Below are 23,593 nucleotides of genomic sequence, written 5' to 3' on the forward strand. Positions count from 1 at the left end.
CCCCCCCCCCCCCCCCCCCCCCCCCCCCCCCCGCCCCACCCCAGAAATCCGCTGTAAACGACCAACCCCAGCCACGAGGGGGCTCCGCCGATGGCCGCCGACCGCGCGCCAGCGCCGCTCTCCGCCAAATCCCCGAACCATGCACTCGCTCACGGATTGACCACACAATTGATGACAACGTTGTCCCCACCTGGCGCCGGACTCTCTCCCCGGCCCACCAGGTACCTCCGTCCGCCCCCTCCGTCGCCTTCCCGGGCGATGTCCGGACCCTGCGTTACGTGCGGCGCCGTCCTGGCCCGCGCGCCAACCATCGATCGGAGACACACCATGTACGACCCGCTTGTGCAGAGTGCCGATGTACGCAGTGCCCACCCTTCCCTTCATCGCTGTCGCCCGCGCCGTCTGGCCTGGCTGCTGGCCCTGGCCGGGGCGGTTGCCCTGCCCGGCCTGGCCCAGGCCGCCAGCTGTGCCGGCGTGGCCGAATGGGACCAGGCCAAGATTTACCGCAGTGGCGACACCCTGCAGAAGGGAGGGGTCCTCTACCGGGCGAACCAGGACATCTGGAATGCGCCGCCGGACCATCCGGCCGGGGCGCCCTACTACACCAACCTCGGCGCATGCGACGGCGGCGGGACCAACCAGCCGCCCGTGGTCAGCCTGACCTCGCCGGCCAACGGCGCCACCTTCAGCGCCGGCAGCACGGTCAACGTGACCGCCAACGCCAGTGATGCGGACGGCAGCGTCAGCAAGGTCGAGTTCTTCCGCGATGGCAGTTCGCTGGGCGTCGACACCAGCGCGCCGTACAGCGCCAGCTGGGCCAACGCCAGCGCCGGCAGCCACACCCTGCGCGCGGTCGCCACCGACAACAACAACGCCACCGCCAGCACCGCGACCATCACCATCACCGTCAACGCGGCCAGTGGCGATACCACCGCGCCCAGCGTGCCCGGTGGCCTGGCCGTGGGTACCCGCACCGCCAGCAGCATCGCCCTGAGCTGGAGCCCGTCCACCGACAACACCGGTGGCAGCGGCGTGGCCGGCTACGACGTGTACCGCAATGGCAGCCTGGTCGGCTCACCGTCCAGCGCCAGCTATGTCGATGGTGGCCTGACTGCATCGACCAGCTACAGCTACCGCGTGCGCGCCCGTGACAACGCCGGCAATGCGTCGGCACAGGGCACGGCAGTGACCGCCAGCACCCTGGCCGGCGACGGTGGCACCACCGGCAAGCGGGTCATTGGTTACTTCACCCAGTGGGGCATCTATGGCCGCAACTACCGGGTCAAGAACATCGACAGCAGCGGTTCGGCCGCGCGCCTGACCCACATCAACTACGCCTTCGGCAACGTGCGCAACAACCGCTGCGAAGTAGGCATCACCCAGGCGTCGGACCCGAACAGCGGAGCCGGTGGCGATGCCTTCGCCGACTACACCAAGGCCTTCGGTGCCGGCGAAAGCGTGAGCGGCAGCGCCGATACCTGGGACCAGCCGCTGCGCGGCAACTGGAACCAGCTCAAGCAGCTCAAGGCCAAGTACCCGGGCATGAAGGTGCTGATCTCGCTGGGTGGCTGGACCTGGTCGCGCGGCTTCTCCAGCGCGGCGCAACCGGCCAACCGCCAGGCCTTCGTCGCCTCGTGCATCGACGCCTACATCAAGGGCAACCTGCCGGTGACCGACGGTGCCGGTGGCCCCGGTGCGGCGCTGGGGGTGTTCGATGGCATCGACATCGACTGGGAGTACCCGGTGGCCTGCGGTATCGCCTGCGGCACGCCCGAGGACAACGCCAACTTCACCGCGCTGATGGCCGAATTCCGCCGCCAGCTCGATGCGGTGCGCCCGGGCCTGCTGCTGACGGTGGCGGTGGGCGCGGGCATCGACAAGATCCGCGTCACCGATCCGGCTGCGTACCACCCGTACCTGGACTACATCAACGTGATGACCTACGACTTCCACGGCGCGTGGGATGCGAAGACCAATCACCAGTCGGCGCTGTTCGATTCGCCGAATGATCCGTCCACCGGCGACCAGAAGCTGTACAACAGCAACGACGCCATCGAGGCCTTCATCAGCCGTGGTGTTCCCGCCGCCAAGCTCAACCTGGGCATCGGCTACTACGGGCGCGGCTGGACCGGGGTGACCAACGCCAACAACGGCCTTTACCAGAGCGCCACCGGTGCGGCACCGGGTACCTACGAGGCCGGCATTGAAGACTGGAAGGTGCTGAAGAACCTGGCGTGGCCGAGCTACACCGACAACACCGCCGGTGCGACCTGGATCTACAACGGCAGCACGTTGTGGAGCTTCGATACACCGGCCAACATCACCCGCAAGATGGGCTACGTGAAGACCCAGGGACTGGGCGGTGCGTTCGTCTGGGAGTTCAGCGGCGACGATGCGCAGGGCACGCTGACCAAGGCGGTCAGTGATGGGTTGAAGTAAAAAAAGGCCGGGGGCGCACTGCGTCCCCGGCCTCGTTCGCGTTGCTACATCCGCCGGGCCGAGCCCGGCGGAATCGCATCAGATCAGCGGCCGCCGCCAGCCGCGCCGGCAGCCGCGCGCTTCTCCAACGCCGCACGCAGCTGCGCCGGCGGCAGGTAGCCGCCGAGCTGGGTGCCATCGGGCGCGAAGATGGCCGGCGTACCGTTCACGCCCAACTGCTGGCCCAGGGCGTACTGCATCGCCACCGGGTTGGTGCAGTTCTTCGCTGCCACCGTGCCACCACGCTTGGCATTGGTCAGCGCCTGGCGGCGATCGGCCGCGCACCAGACCGAGATCATGTCGGTGTAATCCTTGCTGCCCAGCCCCATGCGCGGGAAAGCCAGGTATTCGACGGTGATGCCGTTGCGGTTGAGCTCGGCGATGTCCTGGTGCAGCTTGCGGCAGTAGCCGCATTCGATGTCGGTGAACACGCTGATGGTGTACTTCGCGTTCGGCGCGGCGAACACGATGCGGTCGCCATGGTTGGCCTTGGCCAGCAGGTCGCGACGATAGCCCAGCAGGCCTTCGCTGTTGGCCGGGCTCTTGGCGCGGGTGTCGTAGGGCTGCGACTGGAACAGGTAGCGGCCGTCGTCGGACACGTACAGCAACTGGCCGGAGACCACCACTTCACGGAAGCCCGGGAAGGGCGCGGCACCGATGTAGTCCACCTGGAAGCCGGGGTTGAGCTCGGTCAGCGCCTTGCGCACGGCCTGCTCGGCCGGAGCATTGGCCGTGGCGGCAGGGCCGGCCTTGGCTGCCGCTGCAGCGGGGGCCTTTGCGGCTGGCGGGGCGGGCTGGGCGCAGGCACTCAGGCTGAGCGCGCCGAACACGGCGGCGATGGCGAATCGGAGCATGGAGCAGTCCGCAGCAGAAAGAAGACCCCGGATTCTGACACAGCCATCCTGAGCGGTCCGCGATGCCGCGCACAGGCCCGGCAGGGGTTCAGCCGCGTGGATGATGGCGGGCGTGCAGTTTCTGCAGGTGTTCGCGTGCGACCAGCGTGTAGATCTGCGTGGTGGACAGCGAGCTGTGGCCCAGCAGCATCTGCAGCGCGCGCAGGTCTGCGCCACGGTTCAGCAGGTGGGTGGCGAAACTGTGCCGCAGGCCATGCGGACTGATCCGCGCCGGGTCGATACCGGCCACCGCCGCATAGCGCTTGACCAGGTGCCAGAACGCCTGGCGGGTCAAGCCATGCAGCGCCGGTTCGATGAACAGCGGCGTCTGCCCGTCGGCCAGCGCCTGCACCTTGCCCTTCCCCACCAGCTGCGGTCGCGACTGCTGCAGGTAGCGTTCCAGCCAGTACTGCGACTCCTCGCCCAGCGGCACCAGGCGTTCCTTGCTGCCCTTGCCGGTCACCCGCAGCACGCCCTGGCGCAGGTTCACCGCGGTGGCGGGCAACAGCACCAGCTCGCTCACCCGCAGCCCGGCGGCATACATCAGCTCCAGCATGGCGCGGTCGCGCAGGCCGAGCGGACTGTCGATATCCGGTGCCGCCAGCAGCGCGTCGATCTGGCTCTCGGCCAGCGCCTTGGGCAGCAGCCGTGGCAGCTTCGGCGGGTCCAGCAGTGCGCTGGGATCTTCGCTGCGTTCGCCACGCCGCACGGCATCGGCAAAGAACGCGCGCAGCGCCGACAGCAGCCGCGCGTTGCTGCGCGGCGACCAGTTGTGGCGGGTGCGCCAGGCCAGGTAATCGAACAGACCGGCGCGTTCAACACCGGCCAGACCACCGTCGCGCCCGTCACACCAGCGCGCCAGGCCTTCAAGGTCGCGGCGATAGCTGTCCAGGGTGGCGCGGGCCAGACCGTGCTCGGCCCAGATCGCATCGAGGAAGCGCTGGATGCGCTGGCTGTCCTCGCCGCGCAGCTCGGGGAGTTGCTGGACCAGCTGACGACGTTCGGCGGGAGTTGAAGTGACGGCCATGCACGCAGGATACGAGGCCAACTGCGGGCACGGCCAGCATTGCGTATGCTCGGCACATGTCGAGCCCCGCCACCGATGCGGCCCACGTCGCCGCTGATACGCCCCGCCCGCGCGCGCTGCTGCTGTGGCGCCTGCTGGCGATGATCTATGACGCGCTGCCGGTGTTGGCCTTGTGGATGCTGGCCGGCACGGCCTTCACCCTGGCCTATACGTTCAGCGGCCATGCGCAGCGCGAGAACATCGCGCCTTTCAGTACCTGGCAATGGCTGCTGTGGGCGGTGTGCTGGGGGTTGACCGGGTGGTATGCCACCGCCAGCTGGCGGCGCGGTGGGCAGACGCTGGGCATGCGCCCGTGGCGCTTGAAGCTGGAATCACGCGATGGCACGCCGTTGCGACGCGGCCAGCTGTGGCTGCGCTTCGCGGTGGCCACGCTGTCGTTGCTGCTGGGCGGATTGGGCTTCTGGTGGGCCTTGGTGGATCGCCAGCGGCTGACCTGGCACGACCGCGCGAGTGCCACGCAGCTGCTGCGGATACCGAAGCGCTGACCTGTCCTGGCAGCGCCGGGCCATGCCCGGCGGACGCGGGAAATCGCACACCTTCGCCGGGCATGGCCCGGCGATATCGGAATCAGCCCGATTTGCGCCGGAACAACAACCCGGACACGGCCAACATCACGATCGGCGGCAGCGCGTAGGCAATGCGGTAGTCGAACTTCAGCGCACCGGCCATGCGGCCGAAGAACAGCTGCAGCAGCCAGAACGCCAGCGCGAACAGGATGCCCAGGAACAGGCGCTTGCCCATGCCACCACTGCGCAGCGAACCGAACGCGAACGGCACCGCCGCCAGGCACAGCGCCAGCACATTCAATGGATAGAACCAGCGGCTCCAGTACACATCCTCGTAGTCGCGTGCGTCCAGCCCGTTGCGCTCGCGGTAGGCGATGCTGGTGCTCAGCTCGGACACGCTGAGGTTGCGCGGCTTGGCGATGCCGGTGGCCAGGGCGCCGGCGTCCAGCTTGGAATTCCACGGCTCACGGGCCGCTTCCTGGCGCGTCGCCGAGCGCTCGCCGAAGGTGTCACGACGCACGCCGGTCAACACCCAGCCATCCTTGTCATGCTCGGCGGTGGCGGCGTGGGTCAACGTACCGATCCGACCCTCTTCGTCGATCTTGTACAGGCGCACGTCACGCAGAATCAGCCGGGTGCCCTTGTCGCCGACCAGCTGTTCTTCGCCACTCTGTGCGTTGAGGAAGGTGTCACCTTCGCGCGCCCACAAGCCGGAGTAACGCGCCACCGCCATGTCGGTGCCCCACTTGGCACTCATCTTCAGCGAATCGGCGCGGTTCTGGCCCCACGGCCCCAGGGTCTCGGCGCTGATCACCATCAGCCCGGTCAGCAGCGACAGGGCGATCGCCACCGACACGCTCAGGCGCTTGCGCGACAGGCCCAGCGCGCGCAGCGCCGTCAGCTCCGAGGTCGCGGCCAGCTGGCCCAGGCCCATCAGCGCGCCGATCACCGCCGCGGTCGGGAACATCGTGTAGGCCCGGCGCGGCACGGTGTACAGCACCCAGGCGGCAGCATGGCCCAACGAATAGCCGTTCTTGCCGATGTCCTTGAACTCACCGGAGAAGGCCATCAGCACGTCCAGGCCCACCAGCACCGCCCAGGTCAGCAGCACGGTACCCAGCACTGCCCGGCCCAGGTACAGATCGAAACGCATCGGTCGCAGCATCATGCGCGGGCTCCCTTCGGGCGGGCCATGCGGCCGTCACGCGCGTACATCCAGATCGCCAGTGCCAGCAACGGCAGGGTCAGCCACCACAGGCCAAGCGCCGGCGGAATCTGGCCATTGGCGATCCAGCCACTGCCGATGAACATCAGGTTGGTACCGACCATGTAGGCCATCAGGGCCAGCATCATCCGCCCATAGCGCTGCTGGCGCGGCGAACTGCGTCCCAGCGGCACGGTCAGCAGGGCAAAGGCCAGTGCGATCAGCGGCGGCGCCAGGCGACGGTGCAGCTGTGCCTGGGCCTCGGGGCGCTTGTCACCGAACAGCGCGGTGGTCGGCATCAGTTCGGGGTCATCACTCTTGCGTGCTTCACTGCCGTCGGGCAGCGCCACGTCGTTGCGGGCGAAGGTCGCCAGACGGTAATCCAGTGCACCGGCCACCGGCCCTTCCAGCTGGTGGCCATCATCCAGTTCGAGGAAACGCTGGCGGGCGCCTTCGAAGTACATGCGGCCACCGGCGGCGGACACCACTTCGAGGCGATCCTCCTTCTGCCGCTGCAGGAACACCCGGCCCAGCTGGCTGCCATCGGGCGAGATCGAGGCGACATAGACCACGCCGCCATTGGGCAGCGGGGTGAACCGGCCCGGCTCCAGGCCGGCCATCAGCACGCTGCGGTTGGCGTCCTGGACCATCTGTTCGGCGGTGCGCCCGGCCCAGGGGCCGAGCCACAGCGAGCAGGCGCCGACCACCGCGATCACCGGCAGCACCAGCATCAACAAGGGCTTGAGCAGGCGCCGGGGGCCGACACCGATGGCGGTGATGACCGCCATTTCCGAGTCGCGGTAGAGGCGGGCGATGGCCAGCAGCAGGCCCAGCATCAGTGCCAGCGGCAGGATCAGCGGCATGTAGACGATGAACTGCAGGCCCAGCTGCGAGAAAAGCAGCTTGGCCGGCAGCCGCCCGTCGGCGATGTTGCCGAGGATGTCCACCAGCACGCCGCCCACGCTGACCACCAGCAGGACGATCAGGGTAGCCAGGAAACTCTGGACGAAATCGCCCAATAGATAGCGGTCGAGCTTCAACATGGGGCGGTGGTTTAAACTCTCAGGTTCGTTCGCGGTGCCGCCCAGTCTAGCGTCTGGGCGTAAACGGTCCGCGATTGTACGGACTTGCCAATGGAATCTGCTCAATGGCTCTCGAATTCACCCTGAACCACCTCGCTGCGGCTTCGGCCGCCGTTGACTGCATCGTCGTCGGCGCCTATGCCGACCATACCCTGACTGCGTCCGCGCAGGCACTGGATGCTGCAAGCGGTGGCCGCCTGGCCGCCCTGGCCCAGCGCGGCGACCTGTCCGGCAAGACCGGCGCCACCGCCCTGCTGCACGACCTGCCGGGCGTGACCGCCCCGCGCGTGCTGGTGGTCGGCCTCGGCGATGCCGCCCGATTCGGCGTGCCGCAGTACCTGAAGGCGGTCGGCGATGCCGTGCGCGCGCTGAAGGCCGGCGCTGCCCGCAGCGCACTGTTCACCCTGTCCGAAGTGGCAGTGAAGGACCGCGACGCGGCCTGGGCGATCCGCCAGGCGGTGATCGCCGCCGACCACGCGGCCTACCGCTACACCGCCACCCTGGGCAAGAAGAAGGCCGACGATGCCGGCCTGGCCCAGCTGGCCATCGCCGGTGATGACGCGCAGGCCCTGGCCCAGGGCCAGGCCATCGCCGCCGGTGTCGAGTTCGCCCGCGAGCTGGGCAACCTGCCGCCGAACTACTGCACCCCGGCCTATCTGGCTGAAGTGGGCGTGAAATTTGCCGGCGAGCATGACGGTGCCGAAGCCGAGATCCTCGACGAGACCCAGATGGAAGCGCTGGGCATGGGCTCGCTGCTGGCCGTGGCCCGTGGCTCGGCCAACCGCCCGCGCCTGGTCGTGCTGAAGTGGAGCAATGGCGGCGACGCCAAGCCCTACGTGCTGGTCGGCAAGGGCATCACCTTCGATACCGGTGGCGTCAACCTGAAGACCCAGGGCGGCATCGAAGAGATGAAGTACGACATGTGCGGTGGCGCCAACGTCATCGGCACCTTCGTCGCCGCGGTCAAGGCCAAGCTGCCGTTGAATCTTGTGGTGGTGGTGCCGGCGGTGGAAAACGCCATCGACGGCAATGCCTACCGTCCGTCCGACGTCATCACCTCGATGTCGGGCAAGACCATCGAAGTGGGCAACACCGACGCCGAAGGCCGCCTGATCCTGTGCGACGCACTGACCTACGCGCAGCGCTTCGAGCCGCAGGCGCTGGTCGATGTGGCCACCCTGACCGGTGCCTGCATGGTCGCCCTCGGCCACCAGACCGCAGGCCTGATGAGCAAGCACGACGACCTGGCCACCGAACTGCTGGCTGCTGGCGAGCAGGTCTTCGACCGCGCCTGGCGCCTGCCGCTGTGGGACGAGTACCAGCCGATGCTGGATTCCAGCTTCGCCGACGTCTACAACATCGGCGGCCGCTGGGCCGGTGCCATCACCGCCGGCTGCTTCCTGTCGCGCTTCGCCGAAGGCCAGCGCTGGGCCCATCTGGACATCGCCGGCGTGGCCAGCGATGAAGGCAAGCGTGGCATGGCCACCGGCCGTCCGGTCGGCCTGCTGAGCCAGTGGTTGCTGGACCAGGCCGCCCGCGCCTGACGCTGTCCCTGACCCTGGCCGGCAACCGCCGGCCGGGGCCTCGCCGGTCCAGCCGCCACCCGGCATGGATCGGCACCTGCCTCACCTGGATGCCGCCATGCCCCGCGCCGACTTCTACCTGATCGCCAAGCCCCGTTTCCTGACCGAGCCGTTGCGCCTGGTCTGCGAGCTGGCGCGCAAGGCCAACGACGCCGGGTTGTTCACCCTGGTCCTCGCCCGCGACCAGGCCCAGGCCGAAGAACTTGACGAACTTCTCTGGTCGTTCGACGACGATGCCTACATTCCGCACCAGATCGTGGGTGAGGACGTGGACGAGGAAGAAGCCCTGGTGCTGATCGCCCCGCCCGGCGGCGAGGCCCCCGTGCGGCCGCTGGTGATCAACCTGCGCGACGAACCCTGGCTGGGCCAGTGCGAGCGCGTGCTGGAAGTGGTCCCGGCCGATCCGGAAGCGCGCGAACCGCTGCGCGAGCGCTGGCGCCAGTACAAGACCGCCGGTTACGACCTGAACAAGCACGACATGTAAGCCCTGCGAGGACCCCTTGATGCGCCTGCTGATCGCCCTGATTCTTCCCTGGCTGTCCTTTTTCACCATCGGCCGGCCGTTTGCCGGCATCGTCTGCCTGATCCTGCAGATCACCCTGATCGGCTGGCTGCCCGCCGCCATCTGGGCTGCCTATTCGGTCAGCCAGTACCACACCGACCAGAAGATCCGGCGCACCCTCGGGTCGCGCTGATCTCCCTTCCCGCCTTGATGACTGGTTCCCCCGCATGACCCAACTCGCCTCCAGCTACGACCCGAAGTCCTTCGAGACCGACCTCTACGAGGCCTGGGAGAAGGCCGGCCATTTCAAGCCGTCCGGCAAGGGCGAGCCGTACACCATCCTGCTGCCGCCGCCGAACGTGACCGGCACCCTGCACATGGGCCATGCCTTCCAGCAGACCCTGATGGATGCGCTGGTGCGCTACCACCGCATGCGCGGCTACGACACGCTGTGGCAGGTCGGTACCGACCACGCCGGCATCGCCACCGAGATGGTGGTCAGCCGCAACCTGGCGCTGGAAGGCAACGGCGAGACCCGCGATTCGCTGGGCCGCGAGGGCTTCATCGGCAAGGTCTGGGAGTGGAAGCAGCAGTCCGGTGACATCATCGAGCGGCAGATGCGCCGCCTGGGCACGTCGGCCGACTGGTCGCGCAGCACCTTCACCATGGACCCGCAGCCGTCCGAAGCGGTGACCGAAGCCTTCGTGCGCTGGCACGAGCAGGGCCTGATCTACCGTGGCCAGCGCCTGGTCAACTGGGATCCGGTGCTGAAGACCGCGATCTCGGACCTGGAAGTGGAGAGCGCCGAGGAAGACGGTTTCCTGTGGTCGATCGCCTACCAGCTGGATGAAGGCCTGAGCTACGAGCACATCGAGCGCGATGCCGACGGCGTCGAGACCCTGCGCGAAACCCGCGATTACCTGGTGGTCGCCACCACCCGCCCGGAAACCCTGCTGGGCGACACCGCAGTGATGGTGCATCCGGAAGACGAGCGTTACCTGCACCTGATCGGCAAGAGCGTGGTGCTGCCGCTGACCGGCCGCCGCGTGCCGGTGATCGCAGATGACTACGTGGACCGTGCGTTCGGTACCGGCGTGGTCAAGGTCACCCCGGCGCATGACTTCAACGACTACCAGGTGGGCGTGCGCCACAGCCTGCCGATGATCAACCTGTTCACGCCGGTGGCCGCGATCAACGACAACGCGCCGGAGCGTTTCCAGGGGCTGGACCGTTACGACGCGCGCAAGGCCGTGCTGGCTGAACTGGAAGACCTGGGCATCCTGGTCGAGACCAAGGCGCACAAGCTGCAGGTGCCGCGCGGCGACCGTACCGGCCAGGTGATCGAGCCGTACCTGACCGACCAGTGGTTCGTGAAGATGGACGAACTGGCCAAGCGTGGCCTGGAGCTGGTCGAGAACGGCAGCATCTCCTTCGTGCCGCCGAACTGGATCAACACCTACCGCCACTGGATGACCAACATCCAGGATTGGTGCATCAGCCGCCAGCTGTGGTGGGGCCACCGCATTCCCGCATGGTTCGATGCCGCCACCGGCAGCTGCTACGTCGGCCGCAGCGAAGACGAGGTGCGGGCGAAAAACAATCTCGGCAGCGACGTCGTGCTGAGCCAGGAAAGCGACGTGCTGGAGACCTGGTTCTCCTCGCAGCTGTGGCCGTTCTCCACACTGGGCTGGCCGAACGAGCAGGCGATGGCCGAGCGCGGTTTCGACCGCTACCTGCCGTCGTCGGTGCTGATCACCGGCTTCGACATCATCTTCTTCTGGGTGGCGCGCATGATCATGGCCACCGACAACCTGACCGGGAAGATCCCGTTCAAGGACGTCTACTTCACTGGCCTGATCCGCGATGGCCAGGGCCAGAAGATGTCCAAGAGCAAGGGCAACGTGCTCGACCCGCTGGACATCATCGACGGCATCACCATCGATGACCTGGTGGCCAAGCGCACCGGCGGGCTGATGCAGCCGCGCATGGTGGAGAAGATCGAGAAGGCCACGCGCAAGGAATTCCCGGACGGCATCGCCGCCCATGGTGCCGATGCGCTGCGTTTCACCATCGCCGCGCTGGCCACCCATGGCCGCGACATCAAGTTCGACATGAACCGCGCCGAGGGTTACAAGAATTTCTGCAACAAGCTGTGGAACGCCAGCCGCTTTACGCTGATGAACACCGAAGGTGCGGCGTTCACCGGCGTGCCGACGCCGCGTACCGATGCCGAGCGCTGGATCCTCTCGCGCCTGGCCGCTACCACCGCCGAAGCGCAGGGTCATTTCGCCGCCTATCGCTTCGACCTGTTGGCGCAGTGCCTGTACGAATTCGCCTGGAACGAGTTCTGCGATTGGTTCCTGGAGCTGAGCAAGCCGGCGTTGAACGGTGCCGATGCCGCCGACGCCGAGAGCACCCGCCACACCCTGCTACACGTGCTGGAAGCGCTGCTGCGCCTGCTGCACCCGCTGACCCCGTTCATCACCGAACAGCTGTGGCAGCAGCTGGCACCGCGCCTGGGCCTGGCCGAAACCACGCTGTCGCTGCGTCCGTACCCGACCGCCGCCGAGTTCGAGGGCGATTTCACCCAGGCCGAGGCCGACGTGGAATGGTTGAAGGCGGTGATCAGTGCGGTGCGCCGCGTGCGCAGCGAACTGAACGTTGCCCCGTCCAAGCTGGTGCCGCTGCGCCTGCTGGCCGGCCAGGAACAGGACCGCGTGCGCATCGAGCGCTTCAGTGCCTCGCTGTCGTTCCTGCTGAAGCTGGACAGCATCCAGTGGCTGGCCGACGCACAGAGTGCGCCGCCGGCAGCCGCCGCGATCGTCGGTGAACTGAAGCTGCTGGTACCGCTGGAAGGCCTGGTTGATCTCGATGCCGAGCGCGCGCGCCTGGACAAGGAGATCAAGCGCGTGGAATGCGAACAGGAGAAGAGCGAGACCAAGCTGGCCAAGTTCTCCGACAAGGTGCCACCGGCGGTGATCGAGCAGGAACGCGTGCGCCTGGTCGACTGGAACAACCAGCTGGCCGGCCTGCGCGAACAGCGCGCGAAGCTGTAACGCCGCCCTGGTAGGTGCGGACCGTGGTCCGCACCGCTGTGATGTGCCAACCAAGGTTGGCACCTACCAAAGCGCCAATCCTGGTTGGCACATTCTCGAGGTCGACGCCGGGCAATGCCCGGCGTTTCCTTTTGCCACGCGTGGCATCATCGCCTGATGCCGCTTTCCATCTTCCTGCTGGTCCTCGCCGCCGCCGCACTGCACGCCAGCTGGAACGCGATCGTCAAGCGCGGGCCGGACAAGTTCCTCGGCACGGTGCTCGTCACCGGCAGCGCTGCGCTGTTGTCTGCGCTCGTCTTGCCGTGGCTACCCTTCCCCGCCGCGGAAAGCTGGCCGTGGCTGGGCGCTTCGGTGCTGCTGCAGGTGACGTATTACGCGTTGGTCGCACGCTGCTACCAACAGGTCGACATGAGCCTGGCGTATCCGATGATGCGCGGCTGCGCGCCCATCCTCGTTGCGCTGGCCGGCGCCGTTCTCGGCGAACGCCTGCCCCCGTCGGCCTGGCTCGGTGTCCTCCTGGTGAGCGGCGGCATCCTGTGCATGGCCCGCGGTGCACGTGGCGGCCAGCTGCGCCTGCCGTTGCTGACGGCGGCAATGATCGCCACCTACACCCTGGTCGATGCGCAGGGCGCGCGACTGTCCGGCAATGCGCTGAGCTACACGTTGTGGCTGTTCCTGCTGTCGGGCATTCCGTTGCCGTTGTGGGCGCTGCATCGGCAGCGCGGTGCGCTGCTGGCGTATGCGCGCCGGCACTGGCCGCTGGGCGTGGCCGGCGGCATCGGTACCACCGCCTCGTATGCGATGGCGCTGTGGGCGATGACCCAGGTGCCGGTGGCAATGGTATCGGCGCTCCGCGAATCGTCGATCCTGTTCGCGCTGCTGATCTCGGTGTTCCTGCTGCGCGAGCGGGTGCCACGTGCGCGCTGGGTGGCGGCAGCATTGATCGTGGCTGGCGTGCTGGCGCTGCGGTTGGCGTGAGAACGGCGTACCAACCGAGGCGGAGATTCATCGGCAGTGCCGGTCGCTGGCCGGCAACCGTCTCCATTACAGCGGCGGCATTGTCTCCAGCTCGCCGTCCACCAGCTCGATCGCCATCACCAGCGCATCTTCGCGCCCCTGCGCAGCAGGGTAGTAGCGAGGGCGCCGGCCGATCTCGTTGAAGCCTTCGCTGTGATACAGCGCCAGGGCCGGGGTGTTGGATGGACGCACTTCCAGGAACACCCGCTGCGCGCCTCGATCACCGGCCAGGCGGACCAGTGCACGCAGCAGCTGGCGGCCCAGCCCACGCGATTGCACCAGCGGATCGATGCAGATGTTCAGCACATGGGCTTCATCGGCAGCGAGGCTGAGCACGCCATAGCCGATCAACAGGCCATCGCGCTCCATGGCCAGGCCGGGGTAACCGGCGCGCAGGCAATCCAGGAAAATGCCGCGGGTCCAGGGATAGGGGTAGCCACGCACTTCGATGGCCATCACCCCGTTGAGGTCGCTCTCGCGCAGCGCACGCATCGCCACCGGCCCGGGCTGGCTGACCGCACTCATGCGGTTCCGCCCTTGCGCAGCGCGCGCAGCTGCGGCCACAACGCGCGCTTGGCAGCAGGGTCGCGACGCAGCTGTTCCAGCGGCCAGCTTTCCATCAGCGTCTGTGTGGCCGGATCGTTCGGATTGCAGCCGGAGGCACGCAACAGCGCGATCTGCAGGCGGTCAGGCAAGCGCACCAGCGGTTGGCGCGCGTTGCCGGTGGGTAGCGGACGGGCCGCAGCCGGTATGGTGTCCGGCGCCGCCACCGGCACGGCAGTGCGTGGTGGCGCGCGCTCGGGCCGAGGTTCCGGCGCCGCGTCGCGCTGGCTGGGCGCGTGCTGGATCGAAGGTGGAGCCGTGCGCGTCAGCTCAACCGGCACGGGTGCCGATGCTGCGGCTTCAGCCACGCTCAGCTGCAATGCCGCGTCCATTTCAGCGGCCAACTGGCCGTCGTGATAGACGGTGTAGCCCATGGCCTGCAGCCAGGCCTGCTGGGCCGGGGACCACAATAGGGGCAGGTCCTGGCTCACGCCGCCTCGGGCTTCTTGCGCAGGCGCTGCACGCCCCACATCACCGGGCCAGACAGGGCGTACAGGATGCCAACGACCAACAACACGCGGGGCAGATCGATCACCGCGATGGCGATGGCGATCGGCACCAGTGCCAGCACCAGGAACGGGACACGATCCGAACGTGCGCCTTCCTTGGCCGCACCGCCCTTGAAGCTCCAGAAGCGGATGCGGCTGACCATCAACAGTGCGGCGACCAGGGTCACCGCCAGCGCCACGAAGCGCAGCTCGTTGCCATTCCAGCCCAATGTGCCATCGGCGAAGGCCCAGACGAAGGACATCATCAGGCCGGCAGCAGCCGGGCTGGCCAGGCCGACGAACCAGCGTTTGTCGACCACGGCTACCTGGGTATTGAAGCGCGCCAGGCGCAGCGCCGCGCAAGCGGCGTACAGGAATGCCACCGCCCAGCCCAGGCGACCGACCAGCTCACCGTCGTATTTCAGTTCCGACAGGGACCAGTGATACATCACCAGGGCCGGCGCCATGCCGAAGCTGACCAGATCGGCCAGCGAGTCGTACTGCACGCCGAACTCGCTGCTGGTACCGGTCAGGCGCGCGACACGGCCATCGAGGCCGTCCATCACCGCCGCCACGAACACGGCGATGCTGGCATTGACGAAATCCCCGTTGGCCGCGGCGATGATGGCGTAGAAGCCAGAGAACAACCCAGCCGTGGTGAACAGGTTGGGCAGCAGGTAAATCGTGCGCGAGCGCGGCGGCGGTGTGATCGGGTCCATGGAATCCAGTTTAATCGACTTGCCAGCGGTCGGCGCCAATGCTGCAATCGGCGTTCTACGCCCATTCTGCGGAGTTTGCCATGCGTGCCCTGTCCTGCCTGGGATGCCTGCTGCTGTTGGCCAGTACCACTGCGCTGGCCGGCCCTGTCTACAAGTGGAAGGACGCCAAGGGCGTGACCCAGTATTCGGAAACGCCGCCGACCGGGGCCAAATACGAGACCCGTGCCCAGGCCAGGACGCCGGTGGCGGAAGAAGCGGCGGCGACCAGCGCCGCTCCGGTGCCCAAGGAGTGCAGCACCGCCCGCGCCAACGTGGCGCTGCTGGATGGCGGCGGCCAGGTGATGCACGACACCGACGGCGATGGCAAGGCCGATACCGCGCTTACCCCGGAACAGCGCAGCGCGCAGAAGGGCCTGGCCGAGGCAGCGATCAAGGCGTACTGCCCCCCGGCGGGTTAAGGGGGTAGCGGCCGGGCGGCGCCCGGCACCCGCCGAATCAACGTCAACGTCAAAAGCGGGCATTCCGTGGGATGACGGGGCGGTGTCGGATTGCGGGGACGCCGTAAACCCATCCGTGGGGGCTTGGCAGCCGCATCCATGCGGCTGACACCCCGCAATCCGACACCGCCCCGTCTTCGACAGTTTCCCGGTGGCCAGTAGATCCACGCCATGCGTGGATGTTCTACGTTCAATTGTCGAAATATTCGATTTCGACGGAGATTCATCCACGCATGGCGTGGATCTACGTGTCGACCAAGGTCGACACCCACCACCACCAACAGCCGCGGAAATCTGTCGAAGGCGGGGTGGGTCCGGTTGCGGGGGTGTCCGCGGCAAGGATGCCGCGGCCAAGCCCCCAAGGATGGGTTCACGGCGTCCCCCGCAACCGGACCCACCCGCCATCCCACAGCAACCCCGCTGTTGCTGTTGCTGTTGCCGTAGCTCCAGCCGTTGCCTCTGCGGGTGCCGGGCGCAGCCCGGCCGATACCCCTCCCCCGGCCGGGCTGGCAGAATAGGTATCTCTGCCGTTATCCGAAGCCGACGATGCGCCTCTCCCAGTTCCACCTGCACACCACCAAGGAAACCCCCAGCGACGCCGAGCTGACCAGCCACCGGCTGATGCTGCGCGCGGGCATGATCCGCAAGCTCGCGTCCGGCCTGTACACCTGGTCGCCGCTGGGCCTGCGCGTGCTGCGCAAGGTCGAACGCATCGTCCGCGAGGAAATGGACCGCGCCGGTGCCGTGGAATTCCAGATCCCGACCATCCAGCCCAAGGAACTGTGGGAGCAGACCGGCCGCTGGCAGAAATTCGGACCGCAGCTGCTGAAGATCAAGGACCGCAAGGAACAGACCTTCTGCTACAGCCCCACCGCCGAGGAAGCGGCCTGCGATTTCGCGCGCAGCGAACTGTCCAGCTACAAGCAGCTGCCGGTGAACTTCTACCAGATCCAGACCAAGTTCCGCGACGAGATCCGTCCGCGCTTCGGCGTGATGCGTGCGCGCGAGTTCCTGATGAAGGACGCCTATTCGTTCCACCTGCATGACGAAGACCTCGTGCGCGAGTACGAAAACATGAAGGTGGCCTACAGCCGCATCTTCACCCGCCTGGGCCTGGACTTCCGCATGGTGCAGGCCGATTCCGGCGCGATCGGCGGTGACGCCTCGCAGGAATTCCACGTGATCGCCGACTCCGGTGAGGACGCGCTGGTGTTCTCCACCGGTTCGGACTACGCGGCCAACATGGAAGCGGCCATCGCCGCCGATCCGGCCGCGCGTGCTGCGGCCAGCGAAGCGCTGCGCAAGGTCGAGACCCCGACCCAGAAGACCTGCGAAGACGTCGCCGCGCTGCTGGGCATCGATCTGCAGCGTACGGTGAAGTCGGTGGCGCTGATCGCCGGCGAAGGCGAGGCACAGCAGTTCGTGCTGGCGCTGGTGCGTGGCGACCACGAGGTCAACGAAATCAAGCTGGGCAAGGTTGCTGGCCTGGACGAGCAGCGTTTTGCCAGCGAAGCAGAGATCGCCGAATACCTCGGCAGCATGCCGGGCTTCCTTGGTCCGGTCGCCCCGGCCAAGCCGATCCGCGTGGTCGCCGATCGCGAAGTGGCGGCGATGTCCGACTTCGTCGTCGGTGCCAATGAGGCCGGTTTCCACCTGGCCGGCGTCAACTGGGGCCGCGACCTGGCCGAACCGGAAGTGGCCGATATCCGCAACGTGCGCGCCGGTGATCGTGCGCTGGACGGCGGCGAACTGAAAATCGCCCGCGGCATCGAAGTCGGCCACGTGTTCCAGCTGGGCCGCACCTATGCGAAGGCGCTCGATGCCACCGTGCTGGACGAGAATGGCAAGGCCGCGGTAATGACGATGGGCTGCTACGGCATCGGTATTTCGCGTGTGGTCGCCGCAGCCATCGAGCAGAACCACGATGACGCCGGCATCATCTGGCCCGACGCGATGGCGCCGTGGCAGGTGGTGGTCTGCGTGATCAATCCGAAGGGCGACGCAGGCGTGGCCGATGCAGCTGCAGCTCTGCTGCAGGAGCTGCGCGATGCCGGCCTGGATGCCGCACTGGACGACCGCGGCCTGCGCCCGGGCGCGATGTTCGCCGACATGGAACTGATCGGCATCCCGCACCGCGTGGTGGTCAGCGAGCGCGGCCTGGCCGCAGGCACCTTCGAGTACCGCTCGCGTCGGGTGGCCGAAGCGGAGAGCCTGGACAAGGCCACCCTGCTGCAGCGCCTGCAGGGCTGATCGGAAAAAGACCGGGGTATACCCCGGTCTTTTTTTTTGCGGCTGGCCGCCCCGGGAAAACCGCAACGGACATAATCCGGTCAAAATGGTCGCAACCGGGCCAGCCAGCCGACAGACGGTGACCGCAACTGTTTGTGCTGGGATTAATTCCTCATTACTCTGTCCTGCGACGCCACGGACCGGCTCGTCCCTGTCCCTAAATTAGTTTCTGGAGTAATCGTTGATGAGCATCGACCTGACCGGCCTGTCTGCACGTGAGCTGGGCGCATTGATCCGCACAGCCAAGAAGCAGCAGACCATCGTCGCCAAGCGTCGCCCGATCACCAAGGTTCGTGCCCAGCTGAGCAAGCTGGCCAAGACCGAGGGTTACACCATCGAGGAACTGTTCGGTGGTGAACCCGCACCGCGCGCGCGCAAGGTCGCCAAGACCACCAAGGCCCCGTCCAAGGCTGCCGGCCGCAAGCTGGGCAAGGTTGCGCCGAAGTACCGCAACCCGGCCAACCCGAAGGAAACCTGGACCGGTCGTGGCAAGCAGCCGCGCTGGATGGCCGAGCTGACTGCCAAGGGCAGCAAGAAGCCGGAAGATTTCCTGATCAAGAAGGCCTGAGGCCAGCTGCAGCAGGAATGAAAAACGCCGGCGAAAGCCGGCGTTTTTCATTCAAGGCGTGTGGACCAACGGTCCACACCTACAGGGTCTTGCGCGCCGGCATCAGCAGGTTGCCGAACAGCAGGCCGGCGACCAGCGCCATCACCACGTTCAACACGGTCAGGAACACGCTCTGGCCGGCGCCCACGTCCTGTTGCTGGACCAGGGTCAGTACGCCGCGCAGGCTGGTGCTGCCGGGCACCATCATGATGATCCCCGGCAGGCGGATGATCGCACCGGGGCGGCCGACCACGCGCCCGAACAGGTTGCCGCCGGCGGTCAGCAGCATCGCCGACAGGAAGATGCCGGCGGGCGTACCCCAGGCATGACCACCAAATTTGGAGATCGCGTAACCGGCTACCGAGGCGGCGATCACCCACGGATAGTCGCGGCGGTTGGCCTTGAACAACATCGCAAAGGCGAACGCCGCCGTCAGCAGCGAGCCCCACTCCACCCACGGCCCCTGTGGCCGCGAGGCACGGATCATCGGATCCAGCCCCAGCACATCGGCCAGGGTCACCGCGATCATCGCGCCGACACTAAGCTTCATGATCGTAGTCAACGCGCCGGCAAAGCGCGCGGTGCCGGACACCCAGTGCTGGCTGGCCAGTTCATTGACCGCATTGGTCAGTGACATGCCCGGCAGCAGCACCACCAGCGAGGCGATGATCACCGTGTTGAGATTCAGGGCACCCACGAACGTGGCAACCACGGTGGCGACCAGGCCGGCCAGCAGCGCCGCCAGCGCTTCGGCCGCTTCCCGGCTGGCCGGGCGCTTGTCGGTGACCATGCCGAGCAGGCCGATCAACAGGCCGATGACGCCGGCGGTGGCGATGTCCAGCCACGGCAGCTTCCACATGCCCGCCACGCCGGCCGCACCGAGGGTGAAGGACAGGATGGTGCGCAGCTTGCCGCGCCGGCCCGGATCCTTGTCCAGCTGGCGCAGCGCGGTGTGGCCTTGGGCAATGCTCATGCGGCCATTGGCCACTTCTTCGGCGATCCCGTCAGCCACGCTGAGCTTGTGCAGGTCGTTCTCGCCGGGCGCCAAGCGGATCACCCGGGTGATGTCGCTGGAGCCGATGGCCTGCGCCGGATCGCTGAAACTGAGGATGATGCCGGTGGGGTTCGACCACGGTTCACAATCCAGATCGAGCTGTCGGGCCAAGGCAACCACCGCCGCTTCCAGGCGCTGGGCCGTTGTGCCGTAGCTGTGCAGGCGGCCGGCGATCTCGGAAACGAAGGCCACGCGCTGCGCGTAGGTGGCCTGGGGCGTGGGGATCGTGTGAGCGTCTGCGGACATGCGCCGTAGTATTACCTACGTCAGGCTCTGCTGGAGAAATTCATCCTGGTTCGACGCGACGTGCAATTCAGAACGGTTATGCTGCGACCCGAATGGCCCCCATGACCCCGACCCACGCCCCCCAGCTCGAACAGGACGCTCAGGATCCGGGATTGATCCGGCTGTCCGGCCACTGGACCCTGAAGACCGCGCTGGCCGCGGCCGAAGTGCTGCGTGGCGTTCCGGACAAGCTGACCGGCATCGACGCTACCGGCATCGAGCTGCTCGACTCCGCCGGCGTGCTGCAGGTGCTGCGCGTCGCCCATCGCGCTGACCTCAGCGAAGACGCGTTGCAGTTCCGCTCGGACCACCAGGCGCTGGTGTGCACCATTGAAGAAGTAGCCGACGACCGCCCGAAGCCGAAGCGTGACTTCGGCGTACTGGCGGCACTGGAGCGGCTGGGTGTCAGCGTCCATGCCACTGGCCACAACATCAAGGCACTGTGCAGCTTCCTCGGCGAGAACCTGGTCAAGGGTGCGCGCCTGGTCAAGGAACCTCGACGTTTCCGCCTGACCGCGACCGTGCACCAGATGGAACAGGTCGGGTTGGATGCGGTGCCGCTGGTGGCGCTGCTGTCCTATCTGGTCGGCGCGGTGATCGCCTTCCTCGGCTCGACCATCCTGCGCGACTTCGGTGCGGAGATCTATGTGGTTGAGCTGGTGAACATCGCCTTCCTGCGCGAATTCGCCGTGCTGCTGACCGCGATCGTGCTCGCCGGCCGTACCGCCAGTGCCTTCACCGCGCAGATCGGTGCGATGAAGGCACGCGAGGAAATCGATGCGATGCGCACCCTGGGGCTCGACCCCATCGACCTGCTGGTACTGCCGCGCCTGGTCGCGCTGCTGTTGACCCTGCCGCTGCTGACCTTCATCGCGATGGTCGCCGGCCTGGCCGGCGGCATCACCGTCGGCGCGTTCGACCTGGACATCCCGCCGCAGATGTACATCGCGCGCATGCACGAAACGATGGAAGTGCGGCACATGCTGGTGGGCCTGTCCAAGGCGCCGGTGTTCGCGCTGGTGATCGGCCTGATCGGCTGCCTGGAAGGCCTGAAGGTGGAAGGTACCGCGCAGTCGGTCGGCGAACGCACCACCTCCAGCGTGGTGCAGACGATCTCGCTGGTGATCATCATCGATGCCTTCGCGGCGTTGTGGTTCATGCACATGGACTGGTGACATGACTACGCATCTGCCCCCCGAAGACGTGCCCATGCAGGACGACGACGGCCACGACCTGGCCATCCGCGTGCGCGGGCTGGTCAACCGCTTTGGCAGCCAGACCGTGCATGAAGGGCTGGACCTGGACGTGCGCCGTGGCGAGATCCTTGGCGTGGTGGGCGGCTCGGGTACCGGCAAATCAGTGCTGATGCGCTCGATCCTCGGGCTGCGCGTGCCGGATGAAGGGCAGATCGAGGTGCTCGGTCGCGATGCGCGCGCCGACGATCCCGAGAGCCGCCTGCATATCGAGCGCAACACCGGCGTGCTGTTCCAGGACGGCGCCCTGTTCTCGTCGCTGACCGTCGGCGAGAACGTGCAGGTGCCACTGAAGGAACACCACCGCGAACTGCCCGAACGCTGGCATTACGAGCTGGCGCTGCTGAAGGTAAAACTGGCCGGCCTGCCCGCCGATGCCATCAACAAGTTGCCCTCGCAGCTGTCTGGCGGCATGCGCAAGCGCGCCGGCCTGGCACGTGCGCTGGCGCTGGATCCACCGCTGCTGTTCCTGGATGAGCCCACCGCCGGCCTGGACCCGATCGGTGCGGCCGCGTTCGACCGCCTGATCAAGACGCTGCAGGAAGCGCTGGGGCTGACCGTGTTCCTGATCACCCACGACCTGGACACGCTGTATGCGATCTGCGACCGGGTGGCGGTCATCGCCGACCGCAAGGTGGTGGCCAATGCGCCGCTGCCGGAAATCGAGAGACTGGATCATCCGTGGATCCAGGAATACTTCCACGGACCCCGCGCGCGCGCTGCGCGTGGCGAACAGATCGAGAGTGCCTGAGCCATGGAAACAAAAGCCAACTACGTGCTGATCGGCGCGTTCACCCTGATCACCGGCCTGGCCCTGCTGGCCTTCGGCCTGTGGGCCGCCAAGTACTCCTCCGACCGCACCTGGCAGGAATACCGGGTGGTGTTCCGCGAAGCGGTGACCGGCCTGTCGGTCGGCAGCCCGGTGCAGTACAACGGCATCGCGGTGGGCTCGATCACCGAACTGAACCTGGTACCGGATGACCCGCGCCAGGTGGTCGCGCGCATCCGCCTGAACTCGACCACGCCGGTCAAGACCGATACCCGCGCCAAGCTGGCAATCACCAGCCTGACCGGTCCGTCGATCATCCAGCTCAGCGGCGGCACGCCACAGTCGCCGGCGTTGACCACGGTCAACAAGGATCCGGCACCGATCATCCCGACCACGCCGTCGGCGCTGCAGAACATCACCGACGTGGCCAACCGCATCGTCGAGCGCATGGACCAGATCCTCAGCGACCGCAACGTCGCCTCGATCAACGCCACCCTGGCCAACCTGGAAACGATCAGTGGCGGCCTGGCCGACCGCGACCAGGGCACGCAGTCGCTGCTGCTCAGCGCGCGCGATGCCGCGCGCAGCCTGGACACCACCCTGAAGACCACCAACGGCACCATCGAGCGCCTGGACAAGAACCTGGTGCAGCAGCTGCCGGGCATCATCGACAAGCTCGACGCCACCCTGGCCAAGCTTGATTCGGCCGCCGGCAATGCCGATTCGATCCTTGGCGAGAACCGCGCCGCCATCAACAGCTTCGCCAATGACGGCCTGGGCCAGCTCGGCCCGACCCTGGGTGAACTGCGTGGCCTGATCCGCGACCTGCGCCGGGTCAGCGACCGCCTCGAGAACAACCCCGCGCGCTACCTGCTCGGCCGCGACGCCCCGAAGGAGTTCGAACCCAAATGAGCCCGACCACCCTTCCGCGCCTGCTGCTGGCAGCGTCGCTGGCCACCCTGCTGGGTGGCTGCTCGATCCTCGGCAGCGGCGACAAGAACCCCGTCACCCTGTATTCGCCGGCCGTGCAGGTCAAGGTCGACCCCAGCTGGCCGCAGGCCGACTGGCAGCTGGTGCTGGCCAAGCCCAGCGCCGCGCGCATGGTCGACAGCCCGCGCATCAACGTACGGCCGACGCCGTCGGAGCTGGAGATCTACAAGGGCGCCAGCTGGGCGCAGCCGGCCACCGACATGATCGAGGACACCCTGCTGCGCGGCTTCGAGGATTCCGGCCGCATCCACGGCGTGGCCCGCGTCGCCGCCGGCATCCGCGCCGACTACAAGCTGTCCACCGACGTCCGTCGCTTCGAATCGGACTACCAGGGCCAGCCCACGCCGACGGTCGTCATCGAGATCAACGCCAAGCTGATCGACGTGACCAGCCAGCGGGTGGTCGCCGACCGTACCTTCCGCCAGCTGCAGCCGGTGGGCAGCACCGACGTGTCGGCCGTAGCCGCCGCCTTCGAGCGTGGCCTGCAGCAGGTGGCCCAGGACGTAGTGGGCTGGACGCTGACCAGCGGGCAGAATGACAAGCAGGCGCTGAAGCGCTGAGGTTGCCCGTTTTGCACGCCGGGCATGGCCCGGCGCTACCGCCACCTGTTCCTGGTAGCGCCGGGCCATGC

21 protein-coding genes and 1 pseudogene are annotated in these 23,593 nt (G+C 67.2%); 14 read left to right on the forward strand and 8 right to left on the reverse strand.

Going from position 1 to position 23,593, the window contains the following annotated elements:
• Positions 1-327 precede the first annotated feature (327 nt).
• Positions 328-2,439: a glycosyl hydrolase family 18 protein gene (locus tag AC07UW_RS18485; protein WP_495212618.1), complete on the forward strand. Its 2,112-nt coding sequence runs from the start codon at positions 328-330 to the stop codon at positions 2,437-2,439.
• Between the two features lie 83 nt (positions 2,440-2,522).
• Here AC07UW_RS18485 and AC07UW_RS18490 read toward each other — a convergent pair whose 3' ends face one another.
• A complete protein-coding gene (locus AC07UW_RS18490; protein WP_313251767.1) occupies positions 2,523-3,332 on the reverse strand; it encodes a thioredoxin fold domain-containing protein in 810 nt (269 codons plus the stop codon).
• A gap of 88 nt (positions 3,333-3,420) precedes the next feature.
• Positions 3,421-4,398 carry a site-specific tyrosine recombinase XerD gene (gene xerD / locus AC07UW_RS18495; protein ID WP_033830309.1) on the reverse strand — a complete coding sequence of 326 codons (978 nt, stop codon included), beginning with the start codon at positions 4,396-4,398 and terminating at the stop codon, positions 3,421-3,423.
• 56 nt (positions 4,399-4,454) lie between these two features.
• Between xerD and AC07UW_RS18500 the strand changes: the two genes are divergently transcribed.
• The gene (locus AC07UW_RS18500) at positions 4,455-4,943 is read left to right on the forward strand and encodes an RDD family protein (protein ID WP_312787780.1); all 489 of its coding nucleotides are present in this window, start codon (positions 4,455-4,457) and stop codon (positions 4,941-4,943) included.
• Positions 4,944-5,025: 82 nt separating this feature from the next.
• Here the strand turns inward: AC07UW_RS18500 and lptG are convergent, their stop codons facing one another.
• On the reverse strand, positions 5,026-6,132 hold the full coding sequence (gene lptG / locus AC07UW_RS18505) for an LPS export ABC transporter permease LptG (RefSeq protein ID WP_025879356.1): 1,107 nt from the start codon (positions 6,130-6,132) through the stop codon (positions 5,026-5,028).
• On the reverse strand, positions 6,129-7,211 hold the full coding sequence (gene lptF / locus AC07UW_RS18510; protein ID WP_223494187.1) for an LPS export ABC transporter permease LptF: 1,083 nt from the start codon (positions 7,209-7,211) through the stop codon (positions 6,129-6,131). The genes lptG and lptF overlap by 4 nt, the downstream gene beginning before the upstream one ends.
• 104 nt (positions 7,212-7,315) lie before the next feature.
• On the opposite strand from lptF, the gene AC07UW_RS18515 reads away from it, so the two are divergent.
• From AC07UW_RS18515 to AC07UW_RS18535, 5 genes are all read left to right on the forward strand, one after another.
• A complete protein-coding gene (locus AC07UW_RS18515; RefSeq protein WP_495212619.1) occupies positions 7,316-8,794 on the forward strand; it encodes a leucyl aminopeptidase in 1,479 nt (492 codons plus the stop codon).
• A gap of 97 nt (positions 8,795-8,891) precedes the next feature.
• Positions 8,892-9,317 carry a DNA polymerase III subunit chi gene (locus AC07UW_RS18520; protein WP_025879359.1) on the forward strand — a complete coding sequence of 142 codons (426 nt, stop codon included), beginning with the start codon at positions 8,892-8,894 and terminating at the stop codon, positions 9,315-9,317.
• A 19-nt stretch (positions 9,318-9,336) separates the two neighbouring features.
• Positions 9,337-9,528 (forward strand): YqaE/Pmp3 family membrane protein, encoded by a 192-nt coding sequence (locus AC07UW_RS18525; RefSeq protein WP_025879360.1) that lies wholly within the window; start codon positions 9,337-9,339, stop codon positions 9,526-9,528.
• 34 nt (positions 9,529-9,562) lie between these two features.
• Positions 9,563-12,391, forward strand: coding sequence for a valine--tRNA ligase (locus AC07UW_RS18530; protein WP_495212620.1), 2,829 nt, complete (start codon positions 9,563-9,565; stop codon positions 12,389-12,391).
• 156 nt (positions 12,392-12,547) lie between these two features.
• The gene (locus AC07UW_RS18535) at positions 12,548-13,369 is read left to right on the forward strand and encodes an EamA family transporter (protein ID WP_223494183.1); all 822 of its coding nucleotides are present in this window, start codon (positions 12,548-12,550) and stop codon (positions 13,367-13,369) included.
• Between the two features lie 66 nt (positions 13,370-13,435).
• Here AC07UW_RS18535 and rimI read toward each other — a convergent pair whose 3' ends face one another.
• The 3 genes from rimI to pssA are packed head-to-tail and all read right to left on the reverse strand — an operon-like array spanning position 13,436 to position 15,218.
• Positions 13,436-13,933 (reverse strand): ribosomal protein S18-alanine N-acetyltransferase, encoded by a 498-nt coding sequence (gene rimI / locus AC07UW_RS18540; RefSeq protein WP_223494182.1) that lies wholly within the window; start codon positions 13,931-13,933, stop codon positions 13,436-13,438.
• On the reverse strand, positions 13,930-14,442 hold the full coding sequence (locus AC07UW_RS18545; protein ID WP_336024532.1) for a hypothetical protein: 513 nt from the start codon (positions 14,440-14,442) through the stop codon (positions 13,930-13,932). Before AC07UW_RS18545 ends, rimI begins: the two co-directional genes overlap by 4 nt.
• On the reverse strand, positions 14,439-15,218 hold the full coding sequence (pssA, locus tag AC07UW_RS18550; protein WP_100462840.1) for a CDP-diacylglycerol--serine O-phosphatidyltransferase: 780 nt from the start codon (positions 15,216-15,218) through the stop codon (positions 14,439-14,441). Before pssA ends, AC07UW_RS18545 begins: the two co-directional genes overlap by 4 nt.
• Positions 15,219-15,298: 80 nt before the next feature.
• Between pssA and AC07UW_RS18555 the strand changes: the two genes are divergently transcribed.
• The 3 genes and pseudogenes from AC07UW_RS18555 to AC07UW_RS18565 all read left to right on the forward strand — a co-directional run.
• Entirely contained in the window at positions 15,299-15,676 is a 378-nt protein-coding gene (locus AC07UW_RS18555) for a DUF4124 domain-containing protein (protein ID WP_313251756.1), read from the forward strand.
• A 585-nt stretch (positions 15,677-16,261) separates the two neighbouring features.
• On the forward strand, positions 16,262-17,965 hold the full coding sequence (locus AC07UW_RS18560; RefSeq protein ID WP_495212621.1) for a proline--tRNA ligase: 1,704 nt from the start codon (positions 16,262-16,264) through the stop codon (positions 17,963-17,965).
• A gap of 223 nt (positions 17,966-18,188) precedes the next feature.
• A pseudogene (locus AC07UW_RS18565) lies at positions 18,189-18,566 on the forward strand (H-NS histone family protein); the annotation flags it as partial.
• A gap of 85 nt (positions 18,567-18,651) precedes the next feature.
• Here AC07UW_RS18565 and AC07UW_RS18570 read toward each other — a convergent pair.
• Positions 18,652-19,911, reverse strand: coding sequence for a threonine/serine exporter family protein (locus tag AC07UW_RS18570; protein ID WP_025878492.1), 1,260 nt, complete (start codon positions 19,909-19,911; stop codon positions 18,652-18,654).
• 92 nt (positions 19,912-20,003) lie between these two features.
• Here AC07UW_RS18570 and AC07UW_RS18575 point away from each other — a divergent pair, with 92 nt between their 5' ends.
• From AC07UW_RS18575 to AC07UW_RS18590, 4 genes are read left to right on the forward strand one after another with little or no spacing between them, the layout of a single operon-like run.
• Positions 20,004-21,125 carry an MlaE family ABC transporter permease gene (locus AC07UW_RS18575; protein ID WP_495212622.1) on the forward strand — a complete coding sequence of 374 codons (1,122 nt, stop codon included), beginning with the start codon at positions 20,004-20,006 and terminating at the stop codon, positions 21,123-21,125.
• A gap of 1 nt (position 21,126) precedes the next feature.
• Positions 21,127-21,954, forward strand: coding sequence for an ABC transporter ATP-binding protein (locus AC07UW_RS18580; protein ID WP_495212623.1), 828 nt, complete (start codon positions 21,127-21,129; stop codon positions 21,952-21,954).
• Between the two features lie 3 nt (positions 21,955-21,957).
• Positions 21,958-22,884, forward strand: a complete 927-nt coding sequence (locus AC07UW_RS18585; RefSeq protein ID WP_100551507.1) for an MlaD family protein — start codon at positions 21,958-21,960, stop codon at positions 22,882-22,884.
• On the forward strand, positions 22,881-23,522 hold the full coding sequence (locus AC07UW_RS18590) for an ABC-type transport auxiliary lipoprotein family protein (protein WP_223494177.1): 642 nt from the start codon (positions 22,881-22,883) through the stop codon (positions 23,520-23,522). The genes AC07UW_RS18585 and AC07UW_RS18590 overlap by 4 nt, the downstream gene beginning before the upstream one ends.
• Positions 23,523-23,593: the final 71 nt, after the last annotated feature.

The sequence above is a fragment of the Stenotrophomonas sp. GW821-FHT02D01 genome (genome assembly GCF_059421765.1).